28 protein-coding genes and 1 pseudogene are annotated in these 26,187 nt (G+C 70.9%); 18 read left to right on the forward strand and 11 right to left on the reverse strand.

Annotated elements, in window-relative coordinates:
• The first annotated feature begins 15 nt into the window (after positions 1-15).
• Entirely contained in the window at positions 16-927 is a 912-nt protein-coding gene (locus QM611_RS02140) for a serine hydrolase (protein ID WP_415078258.1), read from the forward strand.
• 21 nt (positions 928-948) lie between these two features.
• Here the strand turns inward: QM611_RS02140 and QM611_RS02145 are convergent, their stop codons facing one another.
• Both QM611_RS02145 and QM611_RS02150 read right to left on the reverse strand, forming a co-directional pair.
• A complete protein-coding gene (locus QM611_RS02145) occupies positions 949-1,341 on the reverse strand; it encodes a PIN domain nuclease (RefSeq protein ID WP_415078259.1) in 393 nt (130 codons plus the stop codon).
• Position 1,342: 1 nt separating this feature from the next.
• Complete coding sequence (locus QM611_RS02150) at positions 1,343-1,546, reverse strand: type II toxin-antitoxin system VapB family antitoxin (protein WP_415078260.1); 204 nt, start codon at positions 1,544-1,546, stop codon at positions 1,343-1,345.
• Between the two features lie 90 nt (positions 1,547-1,636).
• On the opposite strand from QM611_RS02150, the gene QM611_RS02155 reads away from it, so the two are divergent.
• Positions 1,637-2,389 (forward strand): SDR family NAD(P)-dependent oxidoreductase, encoded by a 753-nt coding sequence (locus QM611_RS02155; protein ID WP_415078261.1) that lies wholly within the window; start codon positions 1,637-1,639, stop codon positions 2,387-2,389.
• A 9-nt stretch (positions 2,390-2,398) separates the two neighbouring features.
• Here QM611_RS02155 and purU read toward each other — a convergent pair whose 3' ends face one another.
• The 5 genes from purU to QM611_RS02180 all read right to left on the reverse strand — a co-directional run bounded on the left by purU (position 2,399) and on the right by QM611_RS02180 (position 6,993).
• Entirely contained in the window at positions 2,399-3,274 is an 876-nt protein-coding gene (purU, locus tag QM611_RS02160; protein ID WP_415078262.1) for a formyltetrahydrofolate deformylase, read from the reverse strand.
• A gap of 81 nt (positions 3,275-3,355) precedes the next feature.
• Positions 3,356-4,675, reverse strand: coding sequence for an aspartate aminotransferase family protein (locus QM611_RS02165; RefSeq protein ID WP_415078263.1), 1,320 nt, complete (start codon positions 4,673-4,675; stop codon positions 3,356-3,358).
• A 30-nt stretch (positions 4,676-4,705) separates the two neighbouring features.
• Complete coding sequence (locus tag QM611_RS02170) at positions 4,706-6,250, reverse strand: CoA-acylating methylmalonate-semialdehyde dehydrogenase (RefSeq protein ID WP_415078264.1); 1,545 nt, start codon at positions 6,248-6,250, stop codon at positions 4,706-4,708.
• Between the two features lie 63 nt (positions 6,251-6,313).
• Positions 6,314-6,736, reverse strand: coding sequence for a PIN domain-containing protein (locus tag QM611_RS02175; protein ID WP_415078265.1), 423 nt, complete (start codon positions 6,734-6,736; stop codon positions 6,314-6,316).
• Positions 6,733-6,993 carry an AbrB/MazE/SpoVT family DNA-binding domain-containing protein gene (locus tag QM611_RS02180; protein WP_415078266.1) on the reverse strand — a complete coding sequence of 87 codons (261 nt, stop codon included), beginning with the start codon at positions 6,991-6,993 and terminating at the stop codon, positions 6,733-6,735. The genes QM611_RS02175 and QM611_RS02180 overlap by 4 nt, the downstream gene beginning before the upstream one ends.
• A gap of 243 nt (positions 6,994-7,236) precedes the next feature.
• Between QM611_RS02180 and QM611_RS02185 the strand changes: the two genes are divergently transcribed.
• The 6 genes and pseudogenes from QM611_RS02185 to QM611_RS02210 all read left to right on the forward strand — a co-directional run.
• Positions 7,237-8,613 carry an NAD-dependent succinate-semialdehyde dehydrogenase gene (locus QM611_RS02185; protein ID WP_415078267.1) on the forward strand — a complete coding sequence of 459 codons (1,377 nt, stop codon included), beginning with the start codon at positions 7,237-7,239 and terminating at the stop codon, positions 8,611-8,613.
• Positions 8,614-8,951: 338 nt separating this feature from the next.
• The gene (locus QM611_RS02190) at positions 8,952-9,923 is read left to right on the forward strand and encodes a hypothetical protein (RefSeq protein WP_415078268.1); all 972 of its coding nucleotides are present in this window, start codon (positions 8,952-8,954) and stop codon (positions 9,921-9,923) included.
• Positions 9,924-10,021: 98 nt separating this feature from the next.
• Positions 10,022-11,032 carry an Ldh family oxidoreductase gene (locus QM611_RS02195; RefSeq protein WP_415078269.1) on the forward strand — a complete coding sequence of 337 codons (1,011 nt, stop codon included), beginning with the start codon at positions 10,022-10,024 and terminating at the stop codon, positions 11,030-11,032.
• Positions 11,033-11,079: 47 nt separating this feature from the next.
• Complete coding sequence (locus tag QM611_RS02200; RefSeq protein ID WP_415078270.1) at positions 11,080-11,817, forward strand: GNAT family N-acetyltransferase; 738 nt, start codon at positions 11,080-11,082, stop codon at positions 11,815-11,817.
• Positions 11,818-11,930: 113 nt separating this feature from the next.
• A complete protein-coding gene (locus QM611_RS02205; RefSeq protein WP_415078271.1) occupies positions 11,931-12,086 on the forward strand; it encodes a hypothetical protein in 156 nt (51 codons plus the stop codon).
• Positions 12,080-12,214 (forward strand): annotated as a pseudogene (locus tag QM611_RS02210) (VapC toxin family PIN domain ribonuclease); the annotation flags it as partial. The gene QM611_RS02205 and the pseudogene QM611_RS02210, both read left to right, overlap by 7 nt.
• A gap of 224 nt (positions 12,215-12,438) precedes the next feature.
• Here the strand turns inward: QM611_RS02210 and QM611_RS02215 are convergent.
• Positions 12,439-13,026 carry an HhH-GPD-type base excision DNA repair protein gene (locus tag QM611_RS02215; RefSeq protein ID WP_415078272.1) on the reverse strand — a complete coding sequence of 196 codons (588 nt, stop codon included), beginning with the start codon at positions 13,024-13,026 and terminating at the stop codon, positions 12,439-12,441.
• A 73-nt stretch (positions 13,027-13,099) separates the two neighbouring features.
• Here QM611_RS02215 and QM611_RS02220 point away from each other — a divergent pair, with 73 nt between their 5' ends.
• The gene (locus QM611_RS02220; RefSeq protein ID WP_415078273.1) at positions 13,100-13,324 is read left to right on the forward strand and encodes a FitA-like ribbon-helix-helix domain-containing protein; all 225 of its coding nucleotides are present in this window, start codon (positions 13,100-13,102) and stop codon (positions 13,322-13,324) included.
• Positions 13,321-13,704 carry a type II toxin-antitoxin system VapC family toxin gene (locus tag QM611_RS02225; RefSeq protein ID WP_415078274.1) on the forward strand — a complete coding sequence of 128 codons (384 nt, stop codon included), beginning with the start codon at positions 13,321-13,323 and terminating at the stop codon, positions 13,702-13,704. The genes QM611_RS02220 and QM611_RS02225 overlap by 4 nt, the downstream gene beginning before the upstream one ends.
• Positions 13,705-13,722: 18 nt before the next feature.
• On the opposite strand, the gene QM611_RS02230 is transcribed toward QM611_RS02225, so the two are convergent.
• Positions 13,723-15,024, reverse strand: coding sequence for a glutamyl-tRNA reductase (locus QM611_RS02230; protein WP_415078275.1), 1,302 nt, complete (start codon positions 15,022-15,024; stop codon positions 13,723-13,725).
• Positions 15,025-15,182: 158 nt separating this feature from the next.
• On the opposite strand from QM611_RS02230, the gene QM611_RS02235 reads away from it, so the two are divergent.
• The 8 genes from QM611_RS02235 to QM611_RS02270 all read left to right on the forward strand — a co-directional run bounded on the left by QM611_RS02235 (position 15,183) and on the right by QM611_RS02270 (position 20,884).
• The gene (locus QM611_RS02235; protein WP_415078276.1) at positions 15,183-15,722 is read left to right on the forward strand and encodes a YbaK/EbsC family protein; all 540 of its coding nucleotides are present in this window, start codon (positions 15,183-15,185) and stop codon (positions 15,720-15,722) included.
• A 156-nt stretch (positions 15,723-15,878) separates the two neighbouring features.
• Positions 15,879-16,925, forward strand: a complete 1,047-nt coding sequence (gene hemE, locus QM611_RS02240) for a uroporphyrinogen decarboxylase (protein ID WP_415078277.1) — start codon at positions 15,879-15,881, stop codon at positions 16,923-16,925.
• The gene (locus QM611_RS02245) at positions 16,922-18,481 is read left to right on the forward strand and encodes a protoporphyrinogen/coproporphyrinogen oxidase (protein ID WP_415078278.1); all 1,560 of its coding nucleotides are present in this window, start codon (positions 16,922-16,924) and stop codon (positions 18,479-18,481) included. The genes hemE and QM611_RS02245 overlap by 4 nt, the downstream gene beginning before the upstream one ends.
• Before the next feature lie 115 nt (positions 18,482-18,596).
• Entirely contained in the window at positions 18,597-18,956 is a 360-nt protein-coding gene (locus tag QM611_RS02250) for a hypothetical protein (RefSeq protein WP_415078279.1), read from the forward strand.
• 1 nt (position 18,957) lies between these two features.
• Positions 18,958-19,374 (forward strand): phage holin family protein, encoded by a 417-nt coding sequence (locus QM611_RS02255; RefSeq protein ID WP_415078280.1) that lies wholly within the window; start codon positions 18,958-18,960, stop codon positions 19,372-19,374.
• Positions 19,364-19,648, forward strand: a complete 285-nt coding sequence (locus QM611_RS02260; protein WP_415078281.1) for a hypothetical protein — start codon at positions 19,364-19,366, stop codon at positions 19,646-19,648. The genes QM611_RS02255 and QM611_RS02260 overlap by 11 nt, the downstream gene beginning before the upstream one ends.
• A gap of 36 nt (positions 19,649-19,684) precedes the next feature.
• Positions 19,685-20,329: an NAD(P)H-hydrate epimerase gene (locus QM611_RS02265; RefSeq protein ID WP_415078282.1), complete on the forward strand. Its 645-nt coding sequence runs from the start codon at positions 19,685-19,687 to the stop codon at positions 20,327-20,329.
• A gap of 258 nt (positions 20,330-20,587) precedes the next feature.
• Positions 20,588-20,884 carry a GNAT family N-acetyltransferase gene (locus tag QM611_RS02270; RefSeq protein WP_415078295.1) on the forward strand — a complete coding sequence of 99 codons (297 nt, stop codon included), beginning with the start codon at positions 20,588-20,590 and terminating at the stop codon, positions 20,882-20,884.
• Positions 20,885-20,899: 15 nt separating this feature from the next.
• Here QM611_RS02270 and QM611_RS02275 read toward each other — a convergent pair whose 3' ends face one another.
• Together QM611_RS02275 and QM611_RS02280 are read right to left on the reverse strand one after the other, a co-directional pair.
• The gene (locus QM611_RS02275; RefSeq protein WP_415078283.1) at positions 20,900-21,148 is read right to left on the reverse strand and encodes a hypothetical protein; all 249 of its coding nucleotides are present in this window, start codon (positions 21,146-21,148) and stop codon (positions 20,900-20,902) included.
• A gap of 222 nt (positions 21,149-21,370) precedes the next feature.
• A complete protein-coding gene (locus tag QM611_RS02280; protein WP_415078284.1) occupies positions 21,371-26,146 on the reverse strand; it encodes an NAD-glutamate dehydrogenase in 4,776 nt (1,591 codons plus the stop codon).
• Positions 26,147-26,187 lie beyond the last annotated feature (41 nt).

Below are 26,187 nucleotides of genomic sequence, written 5' to 3' on the forward strand. Positions count from 1 at the left end.
ACGGAAGGACGTGCCGTGGGCGTTCCCCCCGAACCCACGCGTGAGTCGTCGTTGCGCTCGTCGCGCGGCACGGGGCTGCGGCGGTCGCGGCGCGCGGCCGGCAGCAGCTCGTTCGCGTCCACGATGCGGGCCCTCGACGACCTCGCCCTGGCCGGCGCGCGCGTGTCGCTGCACGTGGCCGACCTCGACCGCGACGCCGTCGTGCTCGCCGGCGACGACTTCGTCACGCACCCGGTGGCCGGGCTCGGCGTCGTGCCGCTGCTCATTGAGGTGGCCGCGCGCTTCGACGACGGATCGCTCGACCCGCTCGAGATCGTCGAGCGGGAGACGGATGGCTCGGCCACCACCGGCATCTGGCAGCACCTGAAGGCGCCCGCCCTGCCGCTTGTCGACCTCGCGGTGCTGGCGGCGGCGACCGGCGACGAGCCAGCGGCGAACGCGTTGCTCGCCCGCGTCGGCCTCGAGGCCGTGCGCTCGCGGGTGGAGGGGATGGGGTTGGAGCACACCGCGCTGCTCGACTGGTTCCGCGACCATCGCGGCCCCGACGACGCGCCGCACTTCGCGCTCGCCTCGGCGCGCGAGCTGGCGGGCCTGTTCGCCGCCCTCGTCAATGGCAAGGCGGTCAGCGCCGCCGTCAGCGCCCAGGTCGCCGAGTGGCTCAGCCTGCACCACGACCTCAGCCTCGTCGCGGCCGAGACCGGGCTCGACCCTTTCGACCACGACAACGACGCGCACGGCCTGCTGTTCATCAACAAGACCGGGCGTGACGACGGCATCCGGGTGGAGGCGGGCGTGCTCGCCGGCCCGCGCGCGGGGCTGTCCTACGCGCTCATCGTGTGCTTCGACGACCTCTCGGTGATGCACCGGCTGCGCGTGCACAGCGCGTTCCACACGCTCGGTGTCGACCTCATGGAGCACGTGCACTGACGGACTCTGCCCGTCGCATGGTCAGCCGCGCGCGGTGGTGAGCGGAACGACGCGCGCGATCGCATCGAAGTCGGCGTCGAGGTGGAGCACCGACTCGCCCGCGCGCAGGGCGATCGCCGCGATGAGGCAGTCCATGAGCTTGCGGATCGTCACGCCCTGGCGCCTGCCCGCGCGGTGGATGCGGGCGGCGTCCACCCAGTCGGTGGGCAGCGTGCGCAGCAGGGTGGCGCGCGCGAGCAGGCGCTCGAGCTCGACCGCGTGCGAATCGGAGCGCCCGCCCGCCAGCAGCTCCATGACCACCGGCTCGCAGGTCGCAATGGGCTCGTCGGCCCGGATGAGCGCGCGCACGGCGAGGTGGGTCGGCGACCCGGTGGCCCTCAAGTACTCGATCCACGCCGACGAGTCGAGCAGCATGTCAGAGCGCCCTGCTCTCCCGCATCACGTCGAGGTCGCCCTCCCAGCCTGAGCCCTCCATCGCGAGGGCCTCGTCACGGCCGAACGGCTCGGCCGCAAGCGCGCGCAGCGCGTAGTTCACGGCGTCGCGCTTCGTGGTGAAGGCGAAGCGCCGCATGACCGCCTCGACCGCTGACTCGTCGAGGTCGATGTTGGTGCGCGCCATACACCGAATATACACCAGCAATACACCTCCCGTGGATGGCCGTCCGAGTAGGTTGGAAAGACATCTCCACCTGTAGGAAAGAGGACTCACATGGCCACGTACGATGTCGCCGACCGCTCTGCGATCGTCACCGGCGGCGGATCCGGAATCGGGCGCGCGGTTGCCCTGCTGCTGGCCGCCAACGGCGCCAAGGTTGTCGTCCAGGACTTGAGCGAGGATGCGGCGAAGGCCGTCGCCGCCGAGATCGAGGCCGCGGGCGGCACGGCGGTCGCCGTCGCCGGCGACGCCGCGTCCACCGAGGTCGTCGATGAGACGGTGCGGGCCGCCGAGGCCCTCGCGCCGCTCAAGATCGGCGTCAACAACGCGGGCATCGGCGGCGCCCTGGCGCCGACCGGAGAGCACAGCGACGTCGACTGGGACCGCGTCGTCAGCATCAACCTCAACGCGGTCTTCCGCGGCACGCGCGGCCAGATCAACGCGATGCTGAAAAACGGCGGCGGCTCGATCGTGAACATCGCGTCGATCCTCGGCAGTGTCGGTTCCGCCGGCTCGCCCGCGTACGTCGCCACCAAGCACGCCGTGGTCGGCTTCACCAAGACGGCCGCGCTCGAGTACGCGGCGGCAGGCATCCGGGTCAACTCGGTCGGACCCGGCTACATCGACACTCCGCTGCTGAGCATCTTGCCGCCCGAGGCGTTCGAGCTGCTCGTCTCGAAGCACCCGATCGGCCGCCTCGGCGCGTCGGAGGAGGTCGCGGCGCTCGTCGCGTTCCTGGCCAGCGACGCGGCATCCTTCATCACGGGCAGCTACCACCTCGTCGACGGCGGCTACACCGCCCAGTAGCCCGCGCGGCTACGGGAAGACGATCGTGTGGTTCCCGTGGCGGATCACACGGTCTTCCGCGTGCCACGTCACGGCGCGCGCGAGCACCGCCCGCTCGACGTCCGACCCGCGGCGCTGCAGGTCGGCGGCGGTGTCGGCGTGGCTCACGCGCACGACGTCCTGCTCGATGATCGGCCCCTCATCGAGGTCTTTCGTGACGTAGTGCGACGTCGCCCCGATGAGCTTGACCCCGCGCTCGTGCGCCTTGCGGTAGGGGGCGGCGCCGATGAACGCGGGCAGGAACGAGTGGTGGATGTTGATGACGGGCGCCGCGACATCCCGCAAGAAATCGTCGGAGAGGATCTGCATGTAGCGCGCCAGCACGACGAAGTCGACGTTGTCGCGGAGCAGTTCCAGGATGCGGGCCTCGGCCGTGGACTTGTCGGGCCCCTGGGACGGCACGTGGAAGAACGGGATGCCGAACGAGCGCACGTCGTCTGCGACGTTGGTGTGGTTGGAGACCACCATCGGGATCGTGACGGGCAACTCGCCACGGCGGTGGCGCCACAGCAGCTCGAGCAGGCAGTGGTCGGACGTCGAGGCGAGGATCGCCATCCGCTTCGGGATCGACTGGTCGGTCAGCCGCCACTCCATGCCGTAGGGCTCGAGCGTGGCGGCGATGTCTGCGCGGATGTCGGGGAGCGCCGCCGACAGGCCGGCGCGGTGGAACACGACGCGCTGGAAGAACGCGCCGCCCTCCGGGTTGTCGGAGTACTGGTCGAGCGTGACGATGTTGCCCTCGTTGCGCGTGATCAGCGCCGTCACCGCGGCGACAAGCCCCGGCTGGTCCGGTCCGTGCACGATCAGGCAGGCGTGGTCGAGCGTCGATTCGCGGACGGCGGGCATGGATGTCTCCTCGAAAGTCTTCTGCAAATCTACCGGCGGGCGGCAGTGCCGTGCCCGTCCCGCGCGCCGCCGCGCGCGCCGTCAGAGCGCCGTGTCGGCGAGTGCGGCGTCGAGGATCGTCAGGCCCTGGTCGAGCTCGTCCGCCGTGGTGACGGCGGGCGGCACGACGTGGATGCGGTTGTCGGCGGCGAACGGCAGGTAGCCGGCGGCGGTCAGCCGGCGCTTGAGGTCGCCGATCACGGCGGCCGACACCGGCTCGCGCGTGGCGCGGTCGGCGACGAGCTCGACGGCCCAGAACACGCCCATGCCGCGCACTTCGCCGATGATCTCGTGGCGCTCGGCCATGGCCGTCAGCCGCGGGCCGATCACCTCCTGCCCCATGCGGCGGGCGTGCTCGACGATGCCCTCCTCCTCGTAGGCGCGCAGCGTGGCGACGATGGAGGCGGCGGCGAGCGGGTGGCCCGAGTAGGTGAGGCCGCCGGGGAACACGCGCTCGTCGAACGTGTGCGCGATCGGGTCGGAGATGAGCACGCCGCCGACGGGCACATAGCCCGAGTTGACGCCCTTTGCGAACGTGATGAGGTCGGGGCGCACGTCGAACGCGTCGAACGCGAACCACTCGCCGGCGCGCGAGAACCCGGCCATCACCTCGTCGAGGATCAGCATGATGCCGTAGCGGTCGGCGATCTCGCGCACGCCCGCCAGGTAGCCGGGCGGGGGGAGGAGGATGCCGGCGGTGCCCGGAATCGTCTCCAGCAGGATTCCGGCGACTGACTCGGGCCCCTCGGCCTGCACGACCCGCTCCAGGTGGCGCAGGGCGCGCTCGGCCTCCTGCTCGGGGGTCGTGGCCCAGAACTCGCTGCGGTAGAGGTACGGGCCGAACACGTGGACGTGCCCGCGCGCGTACTCGTTCGGCACGCGGCGCCAGTCGCCGGTCGCCACGATCGCCGCCCCGGTGTTGCCGTGGTACGAGCGGTAGCGCGAGATGATCTTGTCGCGGCCGGTGTGCAGCCGGGCCATGCGGATGGCGTTCTCGTTGGCGTCGGCGCCGCCGTTGGTGAAGAAGACCTTGTTGAAGCCCTCGGGCGCCCGCTCGGTGATGAGCCTGGCCGCCTCGGCGCGCGTCTCGTTTGCGAACGCCGGGCCCACCGTGACGAGCTTGTCGGCCTGCTCGCGGATCGCGGCGACGACGCCGGGATGCTGGTAGCCGATGTTCACGTTGACGAGCTGGCTGGAGAAGTCGAGGTAGCGGTTGCCGTTGTGGTCCCACACGGTGCTCCCCGAGCCGCCCGCGATCGGCAGCGGGTTCAGGGCCGCCTGCGCCGACCACGAGTGGAAGACGTGTTCGAGGTCGGCCGCCGCGACCTCGGCGTTGGTGGCGGATGCAGCAGTGATGGTCATGAGTCCTCCGCGAGGTTGAGGGTCGGGGCGTCAGGTGTTCTGCGGGAAGCCCAGGTTGATCCCGCCGTGCGTGGCGGGGTCGAGCCAGCGGCTGGTGATCGCCTTCTCGCGCGTGAAGAAGTCGAAGCCGTGCACGCCGTACGCCTTCGCGTCGCCGAACAGCGACTGCTTCCACCCGCCGAACGAGTGGTAGGCGACCGGGACGGGAATCGGCACGTTGATGCCGATCATGCCGACCTGGATCTCGTTCTGGAACCGGCGGGCGGCGCCACCGTCGTTCGTGAAGATCGCGGTGCCGTTGCCGAACTGGCCGGAGTTGATCAGCTCCACGCCCTCCTGGAAGCTCTCGATGCGCACGATCGAGAGCACGGGGCCGAAGATCTCCTCGGTGTACGCCCGCGAGCTCAGCGGCACGTTGTCCAGCAGCGTGGGGCCGAAGAAGAATCCGTCCTCGTGCCCCTCCACCGTGAAGCCGCGCCCGTCGACGACGATGTCGGCGCCGTCGGCTTCTGCGATGTCGACGTAGCTGGACACCTTGTCGCGGTGCGCGCCGGTGATCAGCGGGCCCATGTCGGGCTCGGCCTCGGCGGCCCCGTTGCCGATCCGCAGCCGGGCGATGCGCTCCTGGATCTTGCCGATCAACTCGTCGGCGACCGGCTCGACGGCCAGCACGACGCTGATGGCCATGCAGCGTTCGCCGGCCGCGCCGTACCCTGCGTTGACGGCCTGGTCGGCGACGAGGTCGAGGTCGGCGTCGGGGAGCACCAGCATGTGGTTCTTCGCCCCGCCCAGGGCCTGCACGCGCTTGCCGTTGCGCGACGCGGTCTCGTAGATGTACTGAGCGATCGGGGTCGAGCCGACGAAGCTGATCGACTGCACGACGGGGGAGTTCAACAGGCCGTCCACGGCGAGCTTGTCGCCCTGCAGCACGGTGAACGCGCCTGCCGGCAGGCCGGCCTCTCTCCACAGGTTCGCGATCCACAGCGACGCGGACGGATCCTTCTCGCTCGGCTTGACCACGACCGCGTTGCCGGCCGCGAGAGCGATCGGGAAGAACCACATCGGCACCATGGCTGGGAAGTTGAACGGGCTGATGATGCCGACGACGCCGAGCGGCTGCTTGAGCGAGTACACGTCGATGCCCGTCGACACGTTCTCGGAGTACGCGCCCTTCAGCAGCGACGGGAAGCCGCACGCGAGCTCGACGACCTCCTGGCCGCGCAGGATCTCGCCCATCGCGTCGGAGAGCACCTTGCCGTGCTCGGAGGTGAGGATGGCGGCGAGCTCCTTCTTTCGGGCGTTGAGCAGCTCGCGGAAGGCGAACAGCACCGTGAGCCGCTTCGCGATCGAGTACTGGCTCCACACCTCGAAGCCGCGCTGCGCGGACGCGATCGCCTCGTCGATCTCGGCCTGGTCGGCGAGGGAGACTTCGGCCTGCACGGCGCCGGTGGCCGGGTTGTAGACGGGAGCGGTCCGCCCGCTTGTCGAGGCGCGCTCGGCACCGTCGATCCAGTGCGAGATGACCCGCACGTCGGCGGTGGCGTTCGAGGCGCGCTCTTCGGCTGCGATCGTCATGGGTGTTCTCCTTCTAGGGGCGAGTCCGAGTCGAGCACCAGATTACGCTCCTACGGCATTCTGTCAGGCGGTGTCGTCCAGGAGCCGCCAGCCGAGGCGGTCCGCGGCACGCCGATCGAAAGTGACGGTCTCGTGCGCGCCGAACAGCTCCATCGTGCCCTGGATCAGCGCGTCGGCGAAGTCCGCGCCCTCCTCTGCGAGCGCGAGGGCGCGCACGACGCTCTCGCCGTCGTCGAACTCGAGAACCTCGGTGTGGATGATGCCGCGGAGCATGCTCAGCGCCTCTAGCCGCGACAGCTTGGCGGTCCGCGTCAGCACCCAGTAGATCTCGGCGAGCGCTACTTGCGTGACGAACCCCGGCCGGTCGACAGACAGTGTCCGCAAGAACCTCCGTGCGATCGCCGACTGCTCCTCGTCGTCGGCGAGCATGGCGCGCAGCATAACGTTGGTGTCGACGCCGGTCAGCCGGGTGTCGGCGTCAATCACTCGAGGCCCTGCATCCCGCTCGCGGCGCCGCCCTCGGCGATCGCCTCGTTGATGTCCTCGATGGTCATCGGCGGCCGCGCCGGGTCATAGAGGATGCCGAAGAGATCCTGGATCTTCCCGGTGCGCGCGACCAGCCGGTACTGCCCGTTGTGCAGCTTCACGAACATCACCTTCGAGCCCGCGGTGAGGTTGAGATCCTCCCGCACGTCTTTGGGCACGGTGATCTGGCCCTTGCTCGTCATCGTCGCGATCGACATAGCCGATTCCTTTCCTTCGGGAGTTAAGCTTACGTAAGTCAAGAATGCCTTACAAGAGCGACTATGAAAGGAGAATATGAAAGGAACCCCTCTATCTCGTGTTATCGCCCAGCCGTGCGGGCGCAGTAGCCTATTCCCTGGGTTCTCTGCCGTCACCGCCGACCGCGCAGATCTTTCGGGTCTGGTGAGACAGACCCCGCTGTGCCGAAGCGCGGCACGGCAGCAGCACTGAAGGAGCACGAGATGTCACGGTATCGGACGCAGAACCCCGCAACAGGCGAGATCGTCGAGACCTTCGACTCGGCGACCGACGAAGAGGTCGAGAACGCGCTCGCGCGCAGCCACTCGGCCTACCTGGAGTGGCGAGAGCGCAGCATCCAGGACCGCGCGGCCATCGTGCACCGCGTCGCCGAGCTGTTCGAAGAGCGCAGGGACGAGCTGGCCACCATCATGGCCACCGAGATGGGCAAGCCCGTGCAGGAGGGCCTCGACGAGGCCGACTTCGCCGCGGCGATCATCGACTACTACGCCGTGCACGGCCCGAGCCTGGCGACCGACTACGAGATCCCGAGCGCCGCCCCCGGCAAGGCCGTCATCGAGAGCCTTCCGGTCGGGCCGCTCCTGGGTGTCATGCCATGGAACTTCCCGCTCTACCAGGTGGCGCGGTTCGCGGCGCCGAACCTCGTGCTCGGCAACACGATCCTGCTCAAGCACGCTGACATCTGCGCGCGCTCCGCGCTCGCGATCGAGCAGATCATGCACGACGCGGGCGTTCCCGACGGCGGCTACATCAACCTGTTCGCTTCGCACGAGCAGATCGCGACGATCGTCGCCGACCCGCGCGTGCAGGGCGTGTCGCTGACCGGCTCCGAGCGTGCCGGCGCGATCATCGGCGAGCTGGCCGGCAAGAACCTCAAGAAGGCCGTTCTCGAGCTCGGCGGCATCGACGCCATGGTCGTGCTCGACTCCGACGACGTCGCCGCGATCGCGCAGGATGCCTGGACCTTCCGTGTCACCAACGGCGGCCAGGTCTGCAACGCAAACAAGCGCATGATCGTCATGGACGACATCTACGACGAGTTCGTCGCGGAGCTCAAGAAGCTCGCCACGGGTCTCGTGCCCGGCGACCAGCTTGCGCTCGGCGAGGGTGAGTTCGCGCCGCTGTCGTCGCGCACCGCGGCCGAGGGCGTCAACGCCCAGGTGCAGAAGGCCGTCGCCGAGGGCGCGACGCTCGAAGTCGGCGGCGTGCTCTCCGACGCCCCCGGCGCGTACTTCTCGCCGGCCGTGCTGACCGGCATCACCCCCGACATGGAGTCGTTCCACGAGGAGATCTTCGGTCCGGTCGCCATCGTCTTCAAGGTGTCCAGCGACGAGGAGGCACTTGCGCTCGCGAACGACTCGTCGTTCGGGCTCGGCGGGTCGGTGTTCTCCACCGACCCGGCGCGCGCCAAGAAGATCGCCGACCGCCTCGAAGTGGGCATGACGAACGTCAACACCATCGCGGCGGAGGGCGCCGAGCTGCCGTTCGGCGGTGTGAAGTCCTCCGGCTTCGGGCGCGAGATGGGGCCGCTCGGCATGGGCGAGTTCGTCAACCGACGGCTGCACTTCGTGGCGGAGTAAGCGCGGTCCCGAGTGCGGGCGCCGAGCGAGTCGTTCTCGTCGGCCGCGCACATGCATGTGGTCGCTCCTCGTGACCATGTCAGGGAAGGGGCGGGTTCGGGCACCGGGTGCCCGCATCTTCTCTGACACGCTGTGAGCGCGTGTCAGAGAACATGCGGGTTGACCGCGCCTGACGTCGCTTTTTTCCTGACATGCTCTCGTCGGCCGGTGTCTTGGGGCACGACGCGCGGCGACAGCCTCCGCTGTTTGCTCCTGCACAGGCGGGTTGGGACGCCGATCTCTCCACAGATTCCGCCAGCGCGCACCTGCAGGGCTGTGGCGACGGGCGTAATGGTGGGATGACTCGTGCGCTCCCCTTGCCCGACCCGCTTCGCGGCCGCCCGTTCGCCGTCGCGCAGGCGAGATCGCTGGGCGTCAGCGTCTCGCGGCTGCGCGCCAGTGATCTGGTCATGCCCACTCGCGGCGCGCGGGCGCCGGTGCAGGAGCCGGCCGCCATCCCTCTCGACGAATTCCCGTCGACGCGGATGGAGCGTCTGCGCCACGAGCTCTTTATCGTCGCCGAGAGCATCTCGCCCGCCCTCAGCAACGAACAGTTCTTCAGCCACGAGACGGGGCTTGCGCTGATCGGGGCTCCCTTGCCCTACACGCGGGCACGCGCGCGTGAGATCCACGTGTCGGCGCGGCGGCCAGCGGCGGCGCCCGAGCGCGCCGGGGTGGTCGGACACCGGCTGCAAACGCGGGAGCCCGCTCGCTGGCGGGCGCGCGGGCTGCCGATCGAGCACCCGGCGCGGCTGTGGCGGCAAGCCGCCAGCCGGTGGGAGCTGGACGACGTCATCGCGGCCGGCGACTTCCTCGTGCTGCCACAGCGCAAGCTGCTCACGCTTGACGACCTCTGGCGCGAGCTCCGCGAGGCGGGCGACGTCAGAGGCAGCCTGTTGCGTCGAGCGCTGGAGGAGATCCGCCCGGGTGCCGAGACTGCAGAAGAGACGGCGCTGCGGCTCGCTCTCGTGCGCGCGGGGCTGCCCGAGCCCGAACTGAACGTCAACCTGTTCGCACCCGACGGCAGGTTCATCGCCCGGCTCGACCTCGCCTACCGGCGCTATCGGCTCGGAGTCGAGCACGACGGCCGCACGCACGCGTTCGACGAGAAGCAGTTCGCCCGCGACGCCGACCGCTGGGACGACATCCGATCCGTTGGATGGGACCACGTGCGCATCCTCAGCCATCACCTTCGACCCGACCTCCGCCCCGCTGTGGCGAAGGTCACCAGCGCGCTGATCGCCGCCGGGTGGAGCCCCGGCGCCGACTGACCCTCCCGCTGAGCGTCCGGCCGCTCGTCCATGTCAGGGAAGATGTGGTTGAGTGTGCCGGGTGCCCACACTTTCCCTGACATGTTCTGGAGTCGACTGTGACTGAGTCAACCATCACGCGAATCTCGTTCGACGACCTGGTTGCGGCGATGGAGGCAGAGCTGCTCGACGCGGGCATCGCGCCCGAGGGCGCGGCGATCCTCGCCCGTCATCACGCCGCGTGCGAGCGCGACGGGGCACTCAGCCACGGGGTGTTCCGCGTGCTGCAGTACCGCAGCACGGTCGCGGCCGGTCACCTGGATGGCGCAGCCGAGCCGCGCGTCGAGCAGGTGAGCTCCGCGTACATCCGCGTCGACGCCCGCGGGGGGCTGGCGGTCGTCGCCCAGGAGCGCGCGCGAGAGTCGATCCTGCGCGCGATCGAGCAGGAGGGCGTCGCCGTTGTCGCGATCCGCAACTCGCACCACCACGGGGCGCTGTGGCCCGACCTCGAGCCGTTCGCCGAGGCGGGGCTCGTCGCCGTCACGATGGTGACTGGCGGGGTGCCGGTGGTCGCGCCGGCCGGCGTCCACGAGCCGGTGCTCAGCACGAACCCGTTCGCGTTCGGCATCCCGGTCGAGGGCAGCCGTCCCTTCGTCGCCGACTTCGCGACGTCGTCGATGTCGTTCGGGGACCTCACCCTGCGGGCGCGCGCCGGAAAGCACGTTCCGCTCGGCACCGGCGTCGACGCGCAGGGGGACGAGACGACGGATGCCGCGGCGATCGCCGACGGCGGCATCCTCCTGCCCTTCGGCGGGCACAAGGGCGCGGCGCTGTCGATCATGGTGGAGATGCTGGCGTCGGGGCTCACCGGCGGCGACTTCTCGCTTGACGCGGTGACGAAAAAGCCCGACGGCGCGCACACCTCCCGCACCGGCCAGTTCCTCCTCGTGATCGACCCCGACCGCGGCCTGACCGGCGACTTCGCGGTCCGCATCGCCCGGTTCGTGCAGCTGCTGCGGGATGCCGGGATGGAGCGGCTGCCCGCCGACCACCGGTATCAGGCGAGGGATGCGGCGGAGGCCGCCGGCATCCCGGTCTCGCCCGCGATCCGCACGCTGCTCGGAGACTGACTCGACGCGACAGCGCCGGCAGCACGGCGCGTGCGTAAAGTAAGGCCATGGACGATCTGACCGGCGACGCGCTGAGCGAGGCGGAGACCCCGCCCGGGATCGAGATCCGCGAGCTCGCCACCGTGTCGGAGGTGTTCGCCGCGTCGGAGCTGCTCTCGGTCGTGTGGGGCGGCGACCGCAGCGGGATGCCGCCGAACCTGCTGCGCGCGCTCGCGCACTCGGGCAACTACGCGGTCGGCCTGTACGACGGCGACCGGATGATCGGGGCGTCCGTCGCGTTCTTCGCCGCGCCGCCGGCGCGCTCGATGCACTCGCACATCACCGGCATCCTTCCCGGCCTGCAGAGCCAGGGGCTCGGCCGGCTGCTCAAGCGCCACCAGCGGGAGTGGGCGTTCCAGCGGGATGTCGGGCGCATCACGTGGACGTTCGACCCGCTCGTCGCGCGCAACGCGCACTTCAACCTGTGCGTGCTCGGCACGCGCGTCACCGAGTACCTCGTGAACCACTACGGCCCGATGGACGACGGGGTCAACCGCGGCGACGAGTCCGACCGCGTCATGGTGACGTGGGCGCTCGCCGCCCCGCCCGCGCCGTCGCCGCCGGCGGACCGGGTGGTGGCGACCGTCGAGATTCCGCCCGACATCGAGGCGTTGCGCGAGGAGGCGCCGGTGGATGCCGCGGTGTGGCGGGAGCGCGTGCGCGCGAACTTCTTGCGGTGCCTCGACGACGGTCTCGTCGTGGGCGGGTTCGATCGCGACCGCGGCTACGTGTTCGTGCGGCCGTGAAGCGGGCCGCCGCGGTATCAGCGCGGGCGGCATCCGCTCCTTCTGCGTGAAGTCGCGTCATAGAAGACGCGGCGCCGCGTCTCTTCGGTGAGGCGCTTCACAGAGGAGACATCATGCGCAGCTATCTCGACTCGGTCGCCATGGCGCTGCCTGCGCTGCACCGCGAAGGAGACCGGATGCCGCGGCGCTTGCGTCCGCGCGCGACCCGAGCGACCTTCGTCCCGCAGCGCGAGGCCAGCGTGCTGCGCGGTCTCGCTCGCGTGGCCTGACACGCTCGCTCGACGCCATCCATCTCGCCACGGCCGTCGCCCTCGGCGCGGACGAAGTGTGGACGTACGACCAGCGCATGGCGACGACCGCCGAGGAACTCGGCATCCCGTCCCGCGCGCCGGGGTGACGTCAGTCGCTCGAGGGGGTGTCGCGAGCGCGCTTGCCGTACGTGCCCGCAGTGAAGGTGCGGAAGGATGCCTCGACGATGCGCTCGAGCGTCGGAACATCGACCTTGCCGAGGTCTTCGCGACGCGCTCGGCGACGGCGAGGTCGGTCGGTTCCCTCAGGATCCCGTCATGTGGGTTTTGACACGCCGCCGTCGGCGGCTGCTCAACCTTGCTCCGGACTGCATCAACGCTCCTTCGGGGCATTGCCCCGGCCCGCGGCAACCTTCATCGCGCGCTTGTGCTCGCGCACCTTCGTCAGAGACTCGGGCGAGACGATGTCGGCGACGCTGCGGAACGAGCCGGCTTCGCCGTAGGGCGCGGATGCCTCGCGCCATCCAGCTCCGTCGAATCCGCACTGCTTGCCCAGAAGCGCGAGGAAGATCTTGGCCTTCTGCTCGCCGAACCCCGGCAAGGCCTTGAGGCGCTTGAGCACTTCCGCGCCCGACGGCCCGCCGTCGGTCCAGATCGCCGCCGCGTCGCCGCCCCAGTCGCGCTGGATCGCCTCGCACAGCGACTGCACGCGGCCCGCCATCGAGCCGGGGAAGCGGTGCACTGCGGGCGACTGCTTGAACGCCGCCGCGAACTCGTCGGGGTCGTACCCGGCGATCGTGTCGGCGTCGACCGAGCCGATGCGCTGCTCGATCTTGAGCGGGCCGGCGAACGCGGTCTCCATCGCGACCTGCTGGTCCAGCAGCATCCCGATCAGCAGCGCGAGCGGATCGCGCGTGAGCAACTGGTCGGCGGCGGGATCGGCGGTGATGTGCAGGGCCATTCGTCCAGTCTGACACCCGGAGCGGAATCCCTGAGCAGGTGCATGCAATATGCATGTAATGTATGCTGATTGCATGACAACGATCCAGGTTCGCAACGTCTCGGACGAGACGAGCCGGGCACTCAAGGCGAAGGCCGCGCTCGAGGGTCGCTCGCTGAGCGATTACCTGCTGCGCGAGCTTGACCGCCTCGCGACCCGTCCGAGCCGTGCCGAGCTGTTGGAACAGATAGCGAGCCGTGGCGTTGCCACGCTCGAACCGGCAGCACAGATGCTCGCCGAGCAGCGACCCGGCCGATGACGCTCGTCGTCGACGCATCTGCGGTCGCCGAGATTCTGTTCGGAACCGAGGCGGGGCGGCGCGCGGCAGTGCTGATCGACGGGCACGAGCTGCTGGCGCCGCCGTACCTCACGGCTGAAGTCGCCTCCGTCGTCCGGGGGTGGTCGCTCAGTCGGCAGATCACCGATGAGCAGGCGCTGCGCGCGTTCCGTGAGTTCGACACGCTCGGTGTCGAGGAGGTGCCGATGATGTCAATGCTGCCCGCCGTGTACGCACTGCGTCACAACGTCAGCGCGCGCGACGCCATGTACGTCGTGCTTGCCCGTGCGGCACAATGTTCGCTGCTGACCCTCGATGCTCGTCTCGCGGCATCCGCTCCGGATTGCGCGCTGCTGCCATAGCTATGACGGGCACGGCGCTCAGCCGGCGTCGCGCTGCTCGAGCTCGGTTGCCGGCACGGCCGGGTCGGACGGGGCGATGCCGAACAGCGCCGCGAGTGCGGCGACGTACTCGTCGGCGCGGCCCTGCGCGGCGAGCTCGCGCGCGCGAGCGGTCGGCGTGTGCAGCAGCACTCCGACCAAGTGCCGCAGCGCTTGCTCCGCCGCTCCGTCGTCGCCACGCGCGCGTGCTCGCGCGATCTCCGACTCCATCAGCGCGAACACGTGCTCGCGCAACGCGACGACTGCGGGGGTGACGGTGTGGCTCTCGCCCACGACCGAGAAGCGCCGGGCCGCCTCGACGACGACGGCGCGCGCGGCATCCGTCGCCTGCAGCTCCTCGAGGGGCGCGTGCAGTCGGATCGTCTCGAGGTCGAGCAGCGCCACGCCGGGAAGCCCCGCGACATCGGGGTCGACGTTGCGCGGGAGCCCGAGGTCGATCACGAGGCGCTCGCCGCGCGTGTGCACGGGGCATCCTCTCGTCGCTTGCGGCGCGAGCATCGCGGCGTGAACGACCGGCCGCTCGGCGCTCGTGCAGGTGATCAGGATGTCGGCCCGCCCGGCGGCCTGCGCGAAGTCGGCCGCCGGCACGTGGGCGAGCCCGTGCTTGAGCGCGAACCGCTCGCCCCGGTCCGACGGCGAGTGCACCGAGATGTCTGTCGCGCCGTGGTCGCGCAGCGCCGCGAGCGTCGCCGCGGCGTACGAGCCGGTGCCGACCAGCAGCACGCGCTGTGTCGTCCAGTCCGCGATGCGGCTGTCGGCCAGCTCGAGCGCGAGGCGCACCAGCGAGCGCCCGGCGCGGCTGAGGGCGGTGGCGTTCTTCACGTCGCGCTGCGCCTCCGACGCGCGCTGGAAGAGGCGCTCGAGCTCGGGCGACGAGGTGCCGTGAGCGCGTGCCTCGACGAGCGCGCGCCGCACTTGGCCGGCGATCTCGCCTTCGCCCACGACGACGGATTCGAGGCCGGATGCCACGGCGAACAAGTGCTCGGCGACCTCTCCGCCCTGCACGACGCGGTACGACCCCTCGACCTCGGCCGGGGTGACCCCGGTCGCCGCCTCGATAGCGAGCAGGGTCGCCTCGACGCCGATGGCGCCGGCCGCCGTGACCGGCTCGTCCATGTCGACGTACGCCTCGAACCGGTTGCACGTCGACAGCACGACGGCGCCCTGCACGCACTCGTGGTGCTCGGCGATGAGCGGCGCGACCTCGAGGGTGTGGATGCTGAGCCGCTCCAAAAGGTCGAAACCGGCGGTCTTGTGACTCGCCGTGACACAGAGCAGCATGCCGCCATCCTACCGCCGCCCGTCCGGCCGGCCGGCCCTCCCGCCCGCCGAGAGAACACCTGGTCGCCGAGAGGCAGGGGGCTTCCCTATCCCTCGGCGACCAGATGTACTCTCGCGGGAAGGGCGGGTCGGGCGCGGGGCTCGTAGACTCGGCGAGCATGTGGAGCTTTGCCGGATCGCTGCAACCTGTGCCCGTGGCATCCCGACTCGACCTCGTTGCCGGGCCCGTGGCGGCCGCGATCGCGCGCGTCGCCGACCCGAGCGCCGTCGGAGTCGCCGAGATCGACGCGGGCCTCGCCGACACGGCCGCGTTCTGCGCGCACTACGGCGTCGCCGCGGAGGACTCGGCCAACTGCGTCGTCGTGAAGGGCAAGCGCGGCGGCGAGGTGCGATTCGCCGCGTGCATGGTGCTCGCCACAACCCGCGCCGACGTCAACGGCATCGTGCGCAAGCGCCTCGATGTGCGCAGCGCCTCGTTCGCGCCGATGGACGAAGCGGTCGCGCTCACAGGCATGGAGTACGGCGGCATCACGCCGATCGGGCTGCCCGAGGGCTGGCCGATCCTGGTCGACGCGGCGGTCGCCGCCTCGCCGGGCGTCGTGATCGGCGCCGGCGTGCGCGGCGCGAAGCTGTTCCTCCCCGGCCCGGGGCTGGCGTCGCTGCCGGGCGCCGAAGTCATCGAGGGCCTCGGCCGCTGACGGAGTGAGCCCGGGGTCGTCTGCAGAACTCCTTTACTCCGGTCCGCTCAGCGCGGGAGCCGCCCCGCATCGCGCTGCGCGCGCGCAAGCTGGAGGAGTTTTGCAGCGAGCCGCCGAGGCACGTGGCGTGCGAGCCTCCGCCCGGGCGGTGCGAGGATGGATGCCGTGACCTCCCTGCTCGTGCGCGCCTACCGCGGCGACCGCCCCGAGCGCACGCCCGTGTGGTTCATGCGGCAGGCGGGCCGCTCGCTGCCCGAGTACCGCGAGCTGCGCGTCGGCACCCGCATGCTCGACGCGTGCCTCGACCCGGCGCTCGCCGCCGAGATCACGCTGCAGCCGGTGCGCCGCCACGGCGTCGACGCGGCGATCTTCTTCAGCGACATCGTCGTGCCGCTGCGTCTCGCGGGCGTGGCGGTCGAGATCGAGCCGGGGCGGGGCCCCGTGTTCGAGAGCCCGGTGCGCACGAGGGAGGATGTCGCGAAGCTCACCGCGATCGACCCGGCCGAGGTTGCCGCAGCGGCGGCGCCCGTGCGCGAGGCCGTGGGCATCGTCGTCGACGAGCTCGGCGGCATCCCGCTGATCGGCTTTGCCGGCGCGCCGTTCACCCTCGCCGCCTACCTCGTCGAGGGCGGGCCCTCGAAGGAGCACTTGCGCGCCCGAGCCATGATGCACGCCGACCCCGACGCGTGGGGGCGGCTGGCGGGATGGCTCGCCCGCGTCGCGGCGGAGTTCCTCGGCGCGCAGGTCGACGCCGGCGCGTCGGCCGTGCAGCTGTTCGACTCGTGGGCGGGTTCCCTCTTGCCTTCCGCCTACCGCGCGCACGTCGCGCCGCACTCGCGAGAGGCGATCGAGGCGGTGCGCGCGCGGGTGCCGGTCGTGCACTTCGGCGTCGGCACGGGGCCGTTCCTCGCCGACATGCGGCTGGACGGCGCGGTCGACACGGTCGGCGTGGACTGGCGGATGCCGCTGGACGCCGCCGTTCGCCAGCTCGGCGCCGGCGTCTCGGTGCAGGGCAACATCGACCCCGCGCTGCTACGCGCTCCGTGGCCGGTGCTCGAGGCCCATGTGCGCGACGTCATGCGTCGCGGCCGCGCCGCGCGCGCGCACGTGGTGAACCTCGGGCACGGCGTTCCGCCCGACACCGACCCCGGCGTGCTCACGCGCATCGTCGAGCTGGTGCACGCCGAGACGGCCGACCCGTGACCGACCCGGCTGAGTCGGAGGCGGCTCGCGCCGCCGCCCTTCGCGTCGTCGTCGTCGGCGGCGGGATCGCCGGGCTCGTCGCGGCGCTGCAGTGCGCGAAGATCGGGCTGTCGGTCACGGTCGTGGAGGCATCCGATCGCCTCGGCGGCGTTGTGCGGTCCGTCGAGGTCGCCGGCCTCGCGCTCGACGTCGGCGCCGAGAGCTTCGCGACGCGCGGCGGCGCCGTGCGCGCGCTCATCGACGAGCTCGGCCTCGGCGACGACGTGGTCGAGCCCGCGCCGGGCGGGGCGTGGGTGGCGGGCCTCCCCGGCGGCGAAGCCGCTCCCCTGCCGGCGGGGGGCGTGCTCGGCATCCCGGCCAATCCGTTCGCCGACGACGTGCGCCGAGTGCTCGGTACGCGCGGCGCGTGGCGCGCGTACGCCGACCGCTTCAAGCCCGTGCTCACGATCGGCCGGGAGCGCAGCCTCGGCAAGCTCGTGCGCGCGCGGCTCGGCGACCGCGTCGTCGAGCGCCTGGTCGCGCCCGTGACGAGCGGGGTCTACTCCGCACACCCCGACGACATCGACGTGGATGTCGCGGCGCCCGGCCTCAACTCCGCGCTGTCGCGCTCGGGCTCGCTGCTCGCGGCGGTCGCGCTGCTCGCGGGCCGGCGGGACGAGAAGGCTCCCGGTTCGGCGGTCGGCGGCGTCGAGGGCGGGATGTCGCGGCTCGTCGCCGCGCTCGGCGCGCAGCTCGAGCATTTCGGCGCGAGCGTCGTGCTCGACGCGTCGGTCTCCGAGATCGTCCGCGACTCGGCCGGCCGCTGGGCAGTGGTCGTTGAGCCCGCTCCTCCGGCCCCTGAGCCCGCTCCTCCGGCCCCTGAGCCCGCTCCTCCGGCCCCTGAGCCTGTCGAAGGGCCCACGACCCTCCACGCCGACGCCGTGATCGTGGCGACTCCCGAGCCGGAGGCGCGGAGACTGCTCGGTCCTCTGGCGGCCCTTCGACAAGCTCAGGGATCGGGATCCGAGGCTCAGGGATCGGGGGCCCAAGCTCCGGTGCCCAGCCCCCGCAGCCCGATCGTCGAGATCGTGACTCTCGTGCTCGACGCTCCCGCCCTCGACGCGCGCCCGCGCGGCACGGGCGTGCTGACCGTTCCGGGCTCGCACCGCGCGAAGGCCCTCACCCACTCGACCGCGAAGTGGCCGTGGCTCGCCCGCCTCGCGCGCGGCCGCCACGTCGTGCGCGTGTCGTTCGGCAGCCAGGACGAGCCGCCGGCCACGGCCGATCTCGACGACGACGAGGCGGTCGCGCTGGCGGTTGCCGAGGCATCCACTCTCCTCGGCGTCCCGCTCGAGCCGGGCTCCCTCGTCGCCGGCCACCGCGAGCGGTTCGCGCAGTCGCAGCCGGGCTCCGCGATCGGCCAGGCGGATGCCGCGGCGCGCGCCCGCGCCGCCGTCTCGGCCGTGCCGGGACTCGGGGCGGTCGGCGCGTGGCTTGCCGGAACAGGATTGGCGCAGGTCGTTCCCGACGCGCTCGCCGAGGGCGATCGCGTTCGCCGCGCCGTGCTCTGGGGCTGACTCGGCGACCCGCGAGGCGAGGCCGCTTCCGAGCCGTTTGTCACGTGGATGCCGAAAACGGAATACAGGACTACCCTGGAACCTTGGCAGGCGCAATCGAGCGTGAGGAGACCCCATGAGGGGCAAAGTTGGACTCGTGATCGGCCTCGGCATCGGCTACGTGCTCGGCACGCGGGCGGGGCGGCAGCGCTACGAGCAGATCAAAGAGCAGGCCCAGAAGGTGTGGGAGCTCGACCCCGTGCAGAAACAGGTCGGCCGGGCGAAGGACTTCGCCACGTCGAGCGCGATGGCGTTGCCCGGAGCGCTGTGGACCGGAGCGGTCAAAGTCGTGAAGGCGGCGAGCGGCGAGGGCTCGGCGGGGCAGAAGCTGGATACCGCGGTGAAGGCGGGCAAAGACTCGTCCGACGACGTGAAGAAGGCCGCGAAAGAGACGCTGAACGACGTCGTGCAGGCCGTCGACGACAAGCTCGACTGACATGACGACGACGCGAGGGGTCCGCGACAGGGCGGACGACAGCCTTTTCACGCTGATCGGGGACGTCCCCGAGCTGGTGCGCAACCTCGTCGTCGCCGAGGTGAACGCCGCCAAGAAATGGGCGGCCAAGACGGCGAAAGACGCGGGCATCGGCGCGGGCTGGATGCTGGTGGCCCTCTTCTTCGTGTTCTGGTCGCTGCCGGCGCTGGGCGTGTTCCTCATCTGGGGCTTCCACGAGTGGTGGGGCTGGCCGGTGTGGGCGGGCGGCTTGACGATCTTCGGCGCTGCGATCGTCGCCGCGTTGGTGTTCGTGCTGCTCGGCATCCTGCGCTTCAAGCGCCTCAGCTCTCGCGAGAACCCGGGGCAGGCGATCGCGCACGACGTGAACATCGTGAAGGGGGTCGGCGATGAGTTCTGATCGAGTGGATGCCGCGGCGCTGGCGCGCACGGCTGTGCCGGCGGGCATCACCGACCCGGTCGACAAGGCCCGCGCCGAGCTGAAGGCGGCGCTTGCCGCCATCGAGGTGAAGGGCAACATCCCGCGCCGGATGGGCGAGGCCACCGATCGTGGCGTCGCGCGGGCGCGGACCTTCGCGCGCGAGCAGCCGGCTGTCACCGCGGCGGCCGTCGTCGCGGTGGCCGTGGCGGTCGGCGCGGTGGTGTGGGGCGTCGTGCGCCTCTACACGCGCTGAGTCTCCGCGGGTTCGAGGCGGCGCTATCGTTGCCGCATGACCCGGGTCCCGACGTACTCCGCCGCGCAGGTGCGCGCCGCCGAGGCGCCGTTGCTCGCGGCCGGTGTGCCGCTCATGCGCCGCGCGGCGCACGCGCTCGCTGAGCTCGTCGTCGAGCGAGCGCCGGATGGACTGCTCGTGCTCGCCGGCGCCGGAGACAACGGCGGCGACGCCCTCTTCGCTGCGGCGGAGCTGGCGGCCGGCGGCACGCGGGTCGACATCGTCCGGGTGCACGAGCGGGTGCACGAGCAGGCGTTTGCTGCTGCGGTGGATGCCGGTGCCTCCGTCATCCCGACGGCCGACCCGACCCTCGGGTCGCACGGCCTCGTGGTCGACGGCATCCTCGGCATCGGGGCTCGTGGCGGCCTGCGCGGCGCGGCGCGCGAGGTCGTCGAGCGCCTGCTGCCGTCGCGACCCGCGGTGGTCGCCGTCGACCTGCCGTCGGGCCTCGATCCCGACACGGGCGATGCCGACGACGTCGTGCTGCCTGCCGCGACCACCGTGACGTTCGGCGCGGTCAAGCACGGCCTCACGGTGGGATCCGGCCCGCGGCTTGCGGGCGGCATCCTGCTCGTCGACCTGGGACTCGAGCTCGAGAACCCGGTCGGGCGGGCGACCATCGCGGGCGTGCGGCAGGGGTGACGAGCTTCGGCGGCTTTGTCGAACACCCGCCACTGCGTGTTGTGCACGCGCGCTGCGCCGTCGCGGGCGTTCGTCGCTCGCGACGACAGGTCGTGGGAGTGATGCCGAGGCTCGCTTCCCGCGCCGAAACCCACTTCCCGCCCCGAAACCCACTTCCCGCACCGAGACCCACTTCCCGTGCCGAAACCCACCTGACTGGAGTGGGTCTCGGCGGGATTGCTGGGTTTCGGCGGGAATGCCGGGTTTCGGCGGGCGGGAATGCTGGGTTTCACCGGGAATGCCGGGCTCCGGCGGGCGGGGACGCCAGCGCTGCTCGGGCGACTGGCCGTCGACCGAACCGAACAGGGCGCCGGTCTCGGCAGGCTTCTCGTGCGAGATGCGATGCTCTCGACCCTCGCCGCCGCCGATCGCATCGGCATCCGCGTCCTTCTCGTGCACGCGTTGCACGACGAGGCGAGAGCGTTCTATGCCGCGCTCGGTTTCCAGCCGTCGCCGACCGACCCTCTGCACCGGTATGTGCTGCTGAGCGACGTTCGGGCCTCGGTCGGCTCCTGACGCTTGTGGCGCGACCTATGCGGCGTGACGGCCAAACCGCTGTTGCGCGGCTTGTCTTGAGACCCCGAGCGCCGCGCCAATCATCGACCACGAGTCTCCTGCTTTGCGCGCATCTCGAACGGCCGCGCGCAGCGTTGCCTCAGCGACACTGACATCTTCGGATGCCGCGATGATCGCCCGCACGTGCGTCGCGTCGCGTGCGGGATGGGTCGCGACGTCGAGCTCGTCGAGGCCCGTCGCATCGTCGTGTGTTTTCGTCGTCATAGCACTCACCTGAGGTCGTCATAGGACCATAAGCTGACCCGGGAGAGGGTGTCAATAGATCCTTGACGCCGATGACCGCCATGCATCGACAGGTCGTCGCGTTTCGTCTCGCCTGCGGCTCGCTCAACGACCGGGCCCTTCGACAAGCTCAGGGACCGGGGCGGGCTCAGGGCCCTTCGACAAGCTCAGGGACCGGGCAGGGCTCAGGGACCGGGGCGCCGATCACACGAGGGAGCGCAAGCGCCGCAACGCCACCGACAGCGTCGGCAGACCCGCGTGCACGTCTGAGCACACGGCATCCAACGCCTCCTCGAGCACCCGCCGCCCCGAGTCCGTCCCGCGCGCGAACCACGCGTCGATCCGCTCCGCCGCCGTTCCCGCCGACGTCTGGTCGAGCACCGACGCCGTGAGCTCGATCATCACCGCGTACAGGTCGTCGCGCATCGCCGCGCGCGCCATCGAGCCCCAACGGTCGTCTTGCGGCAGCGCGCTCACGCCGCTCAGCAGCTCGTCGAAGTGGACTCGCGCCGACAGGTCGAAGTACACCGCGGCCACCTCGTCGAGATCCCAGCCGCGAAGGCGCGACTGCTCGACGATGTCGATCACCGGCAGCGACTCCAAAAGGCCCGCGCCGCGCCGCGCGAGCGGAGCGGGCACGCGCGCCGCCTCCAGCTCGTGCACGCGAGCCTCGTACCGCTGCAGCTCGTCGCCACGCAACAGCGCGCCGAGGTCGGAGCACAGCCGACCAACCGGCTCGCGGAACAGCTCGATCTCCGCCCCGATGTCGATCGTCTCGCCGCGGTGCTGCACGAACCACCGCGTCGCCCGGTCGAGCAGCCGGCGGAAGCTCAGATACAGCTCGGTCTGCACCCCGGTCGTCACGGTGTTGTCGGTCGCCTCGACGGCGACGACGAACTCGCGCAGCCCGAAGATCTCGCGCGCCGCCACGTACGCGCGGGCGATGTCCTCGCTCGACGCGCCGGTCTCGTCGGCCGCACGGTAGGCGAACGTGATTCCGCCGCGATTGACCATCGAGTTGACCACCGAGTTCACGATGATCTCCGCCCGCAGGGGATGCGACGCCAAGTCGCCCGCGTAGTGCTCGCGGATCGGCCCCGGGAAGTACTCCGCGAGGGTGCGCGCGAACCACGGGTCGTCGGCGAGGTCGGTCGCCGCGAGATCGGCCTTCAGCGCCAGCTTCGCGTACGCCACCAGCACTGCGAACTCCGGCCGCGTCAGGCCCCTGCCCTCGGCGACGAGCGCCTCGGTCTCGGCCGTACTGGGCAAGAACTCGAGCTCGCGGTCGAGCTCGTCGCGGTCTTCCAGCCACTGCATCAGCCGCTCGTGCGACGGCAGCATTTCGGCCGCGTTCGCGCGCGAGTTGCCGAGCAGCACGTTCTGCTCGTAGTTGTCGCGCAGCACTTGCACCGCCACCTCGTCGGTCATCGAGTGCAGCAGGCGGTCGCGCGACTCGCGATCCAGCCGCCCGGATCGCTCCACCGCGCCGAGGAGGATCTTGATGTTGACCTCGCGGTCGGACGTGCCGACGCCGGCGGAGTTGTCGATCGCGTCGGTGTTGATGCGCACCCCCGACAGCGCCGCCTCGATGCGGCCGCGCTGGCTCACCCCGAGATTGCCGCCCTCGCCGACGACCCGCACGCGCAGCTCGTTGCCGTTGACGCGGATGGCGTCGTTGCCACGGTCTCCGATCTCGGCGTTGGTCTCGGTGCTCGCCTTGATGTACGTGCCGATGCCGCCGTTCCACAGCAGGTCGACCGGCGCCAGCAGCACCGCCCGCTTCAGCTCGGCGGGTGTGAGGGCGCTGACGCCCTCGCCGAGCCCGAGCGCCGCCGCCATCTCGGCGCTCACCGGAATCGACTTGGCGCTGAGCGGAAACACCCCGCCCCCCGCGGAGAGGAGCGAGCGGTCGTAGTCGTCCCACGACGAGCCCGGCAGCTCAAACAGCCGCTTGCGCTCGGCGAACGCCGCCGCCGCGTCGGGGTCGGGGTCGACGAACACGTGCCGGTGGTCGAACGCCGCGACGAGCCGGATGCGCTCGGACAGCAGCATGCCGTTGCCGAACACGTCGCCCGACATGTCGCCGATGCCGACGACCGTGAAGTCCTGCGTCTGCGTGTCGTGGTCGAGCTCGCGGAAGTGCCGCTTCACCGACTCCCACGCGCCACGGGCGGTGATCCCCATCCCCTTGTGGTCGTAGCCGGCCGAGCCGCCCGACGCGAACGCGTCGTCGAGCCAGAAGCCGAACTCCTGCGAGATGCCGTTGGCGATGTCGGAGAACGAGGCCGTGCCCTTGTCGGCGGCCACGACGAGGTACGAGTCGTCGCCGTCGTGGCGCACGACCCGCTCGGGAGGCAGGATGTCGGTTCCCTCGCGGTTGTCGGTGACATCGAGCAGTCCGCGGATGAACGTGCGATAGGCGGCCTTGCCGGCCTCCAGCCACGCCCCGCGGTCGCTCGGCGACGGCAGGCGCTTGGCCACGAAGCCGCCCTTCGACCCGGTGGGCACGATCACGGCGTTCTTCACCATCTGCGCCTTCACGAGGCCGAGCACCTCGGTGCGGAAGTCCTCGCGCCGGTCGCTCCAGCGCAGTCCGCCGCGGGCCACCTTGCCGAAGCGCAAGTGCACGCCCTCGACCTCGGGCGAGTACACCCAGATCTCGGCCATCGGGTGGGGCTTCGGAAGCCCGGGCACGCGGGCGCAGTCGAGCTTCATCGACACCCACGGCTTGGCCTGGCCGTCGGCCGTGCGCTGGTAGAAGTTCGTGCGCCACGTCGCGTCGATCACGCCGATGATCGAGCGGAGGATGCGGTCCTCGTCGAGGCTCGACACGTCGTCGAGTTCCCGCAGCAGCGACTGGGTGAGCTTGGCGGTCTGCGTTTCGCGGTCGCCCGCGGCATCCGGGTCGAACCGCAGCTCGAACAGGCGCACCAGGCCTGCCGCGATGCCGGGGTTCGCGATCAGGGCCTGGTCGATGTAGGCCACCGAGAACGCCGACCCGATTTGCCACAGGTACTTGCCGATGGCGCGCAGGATCACGATCTGCCGCCAGTCGATGCCGGCCAGCAGCACGAGCGAGTTGAGCCGGTCGCTTTCCGCGGCGCCGGTCCACGCGGCCGAGAACGCCTCCTCGAACGCGACCCGGCGCCGGTCGTCGCCCCACAGCGCGGCGTCGGGCACGACGAGGCCGAAGTCGGAGATGTGCCGCGTGCTGCCGTCGGGCAGCGTGATGGCGTTCGGCCGCTCGTCCACCACGTCCACGCCCAGGTTCGTGAGGATCGGCAGCACTTGCGTCAGCGGGTACTGCTCGTGCGCGACGAGCGTCAGCATCCGCTTCTCCGGCTCGTCCTCATCCGGGTCATAGAGGTGCACGGCGAACTCGTGGCCCTGCTCGACGCTCTCCAACAGCGCGACGTCGCCGATGGCGTCCGCCGGCGGCACGTACTCCTTGTACGACTCGGGGAAGGCCGCGCCGTACCTGCTGAGCAGGCGAGCCGCCTCGTCCTCGTCGTGGGCCTGGTGCAGTGCGTCGACGAAGCGCTGGTCCCAACTGCGGATCGCGGCCTCGAGCCGCGGCTGCAGCTCGGCGACGTCGACCGTGGGGATCGACTGCCCCTTCGGCATGCGCAGCACGAAGTGCACTTGCGCCAGCGGCGAGTCGCCGACCCGCGTCGTGTGGTCGACGCGCTCGGCGCCGAACACCTCTTGCAGCAGCGACTGGATGCGCAGCCGCACCGTCGTGTTGTACCGGTCGCCGGGCAGGAACACGAGCGCCGACACGAAGCGGCCGAACTCGTCTTTGCGCAAGAACACCCGCGACCGCCGCCGCTCGTACAGCCGGTTCACTTCGGAGGCGACCTCGAGCAGATGCTCCGGCGTGTCTTGGAACAGCTCGTCGCGCGGGCACTGCTCGAGGATCTGCAGCAGGTTTTTGCCGGAGTGCGACGTCGGCGAGTAGCCGGATGCCTCGAGCACGGCCTTCACCTTCGGCGCGACGATCGGCAGCGTCATCACCGACGCGGCGTACGCCATCGACGTGAACAGGCCGAGGAAGCGCCGCTCGCCGACGACATTGCCGTCCGCGTCGAACGTGCGCACGCCGATGTAGTCGAGGTACACGTCGCGGTGCACGGTCGAGCGCGAATTCGCTTTCGTGATCGTCAGCAGGCGCGGATCGCGGGCGGTGCGCTGCGCCTCCGGCCGCAGGCGGGCGACGGATGTCGCGGGCTTGCGCAGGATGCCGAGCCCCGTGTGCGGCAGCGGCCGCAGCACCTCCTCGCCGTTCTCGTCGGTCTCCAGCGACTGCTCGCGGTAACCGAGGAACGTGAAGTTGTCTTCCGCGAGCCAACTGAGGAACTCGACCGTGCGGGCCGTCTCGCCGGGGTCGGCGGTCGGCGGCGGCGCGGTGCGCAGGTCGGTGACGATGCTCAGGCACGCGCGGCGCATGGCCTGCCAGTCCTCGATCGCCGCGCGCACATCGCCCAGCACGCCGCGCAGCTGCGTCTCAAGCTCGGCGCGGGCCTCCTCGGTCGGCACGCGGTCGATCTCGAGGTGGATCCACGACTCGAGCGCGCCGCCGTGCGCGTCGACCTCCAGCAGCTCGCCCTGCTCGTCGCGGCGCACCGACACCACCGGGTGCATGAGCAGGTGCACCGTCAGGCCCCTGCGCGCGATTGCGGCCGTCACTGAGTCGACGAGGAAGGGCGAATCGTCGGTGCAGATGTTCACGATCGTGCGCCGCGACGTCCAGCCCTGCTCGCGCAGCGTCGGGGTGAACACCGCGACGAGGGCGTGCCCGACCTCGCGCTGCGCTGCGAGGTCGCGTATCGATGCCGCCGCCCCGACCACGTCGCGGGGCTCTCGTTCGTCGAGGTCTTCCGCGTCGACCTGCGTCAGAAGATGCTCGACGGTCTGGCGCAGGATCGGATCGCTTGCGTCGGCTTCCTCGCTGATGGCGGCGAATACGCGGTCGGTGCTCATGGAACTCGAACTCCCTCTCCGTTGTAATCAGGGTATGCCAC

It is taken from the genome of Microbacterium sp. (assembly GCF_047606685.1).
GTDB lineage: Bacteria > Actinomycetota > Actinomycetes > Actinomycetales > Microbacteriaceae > Microbacterium.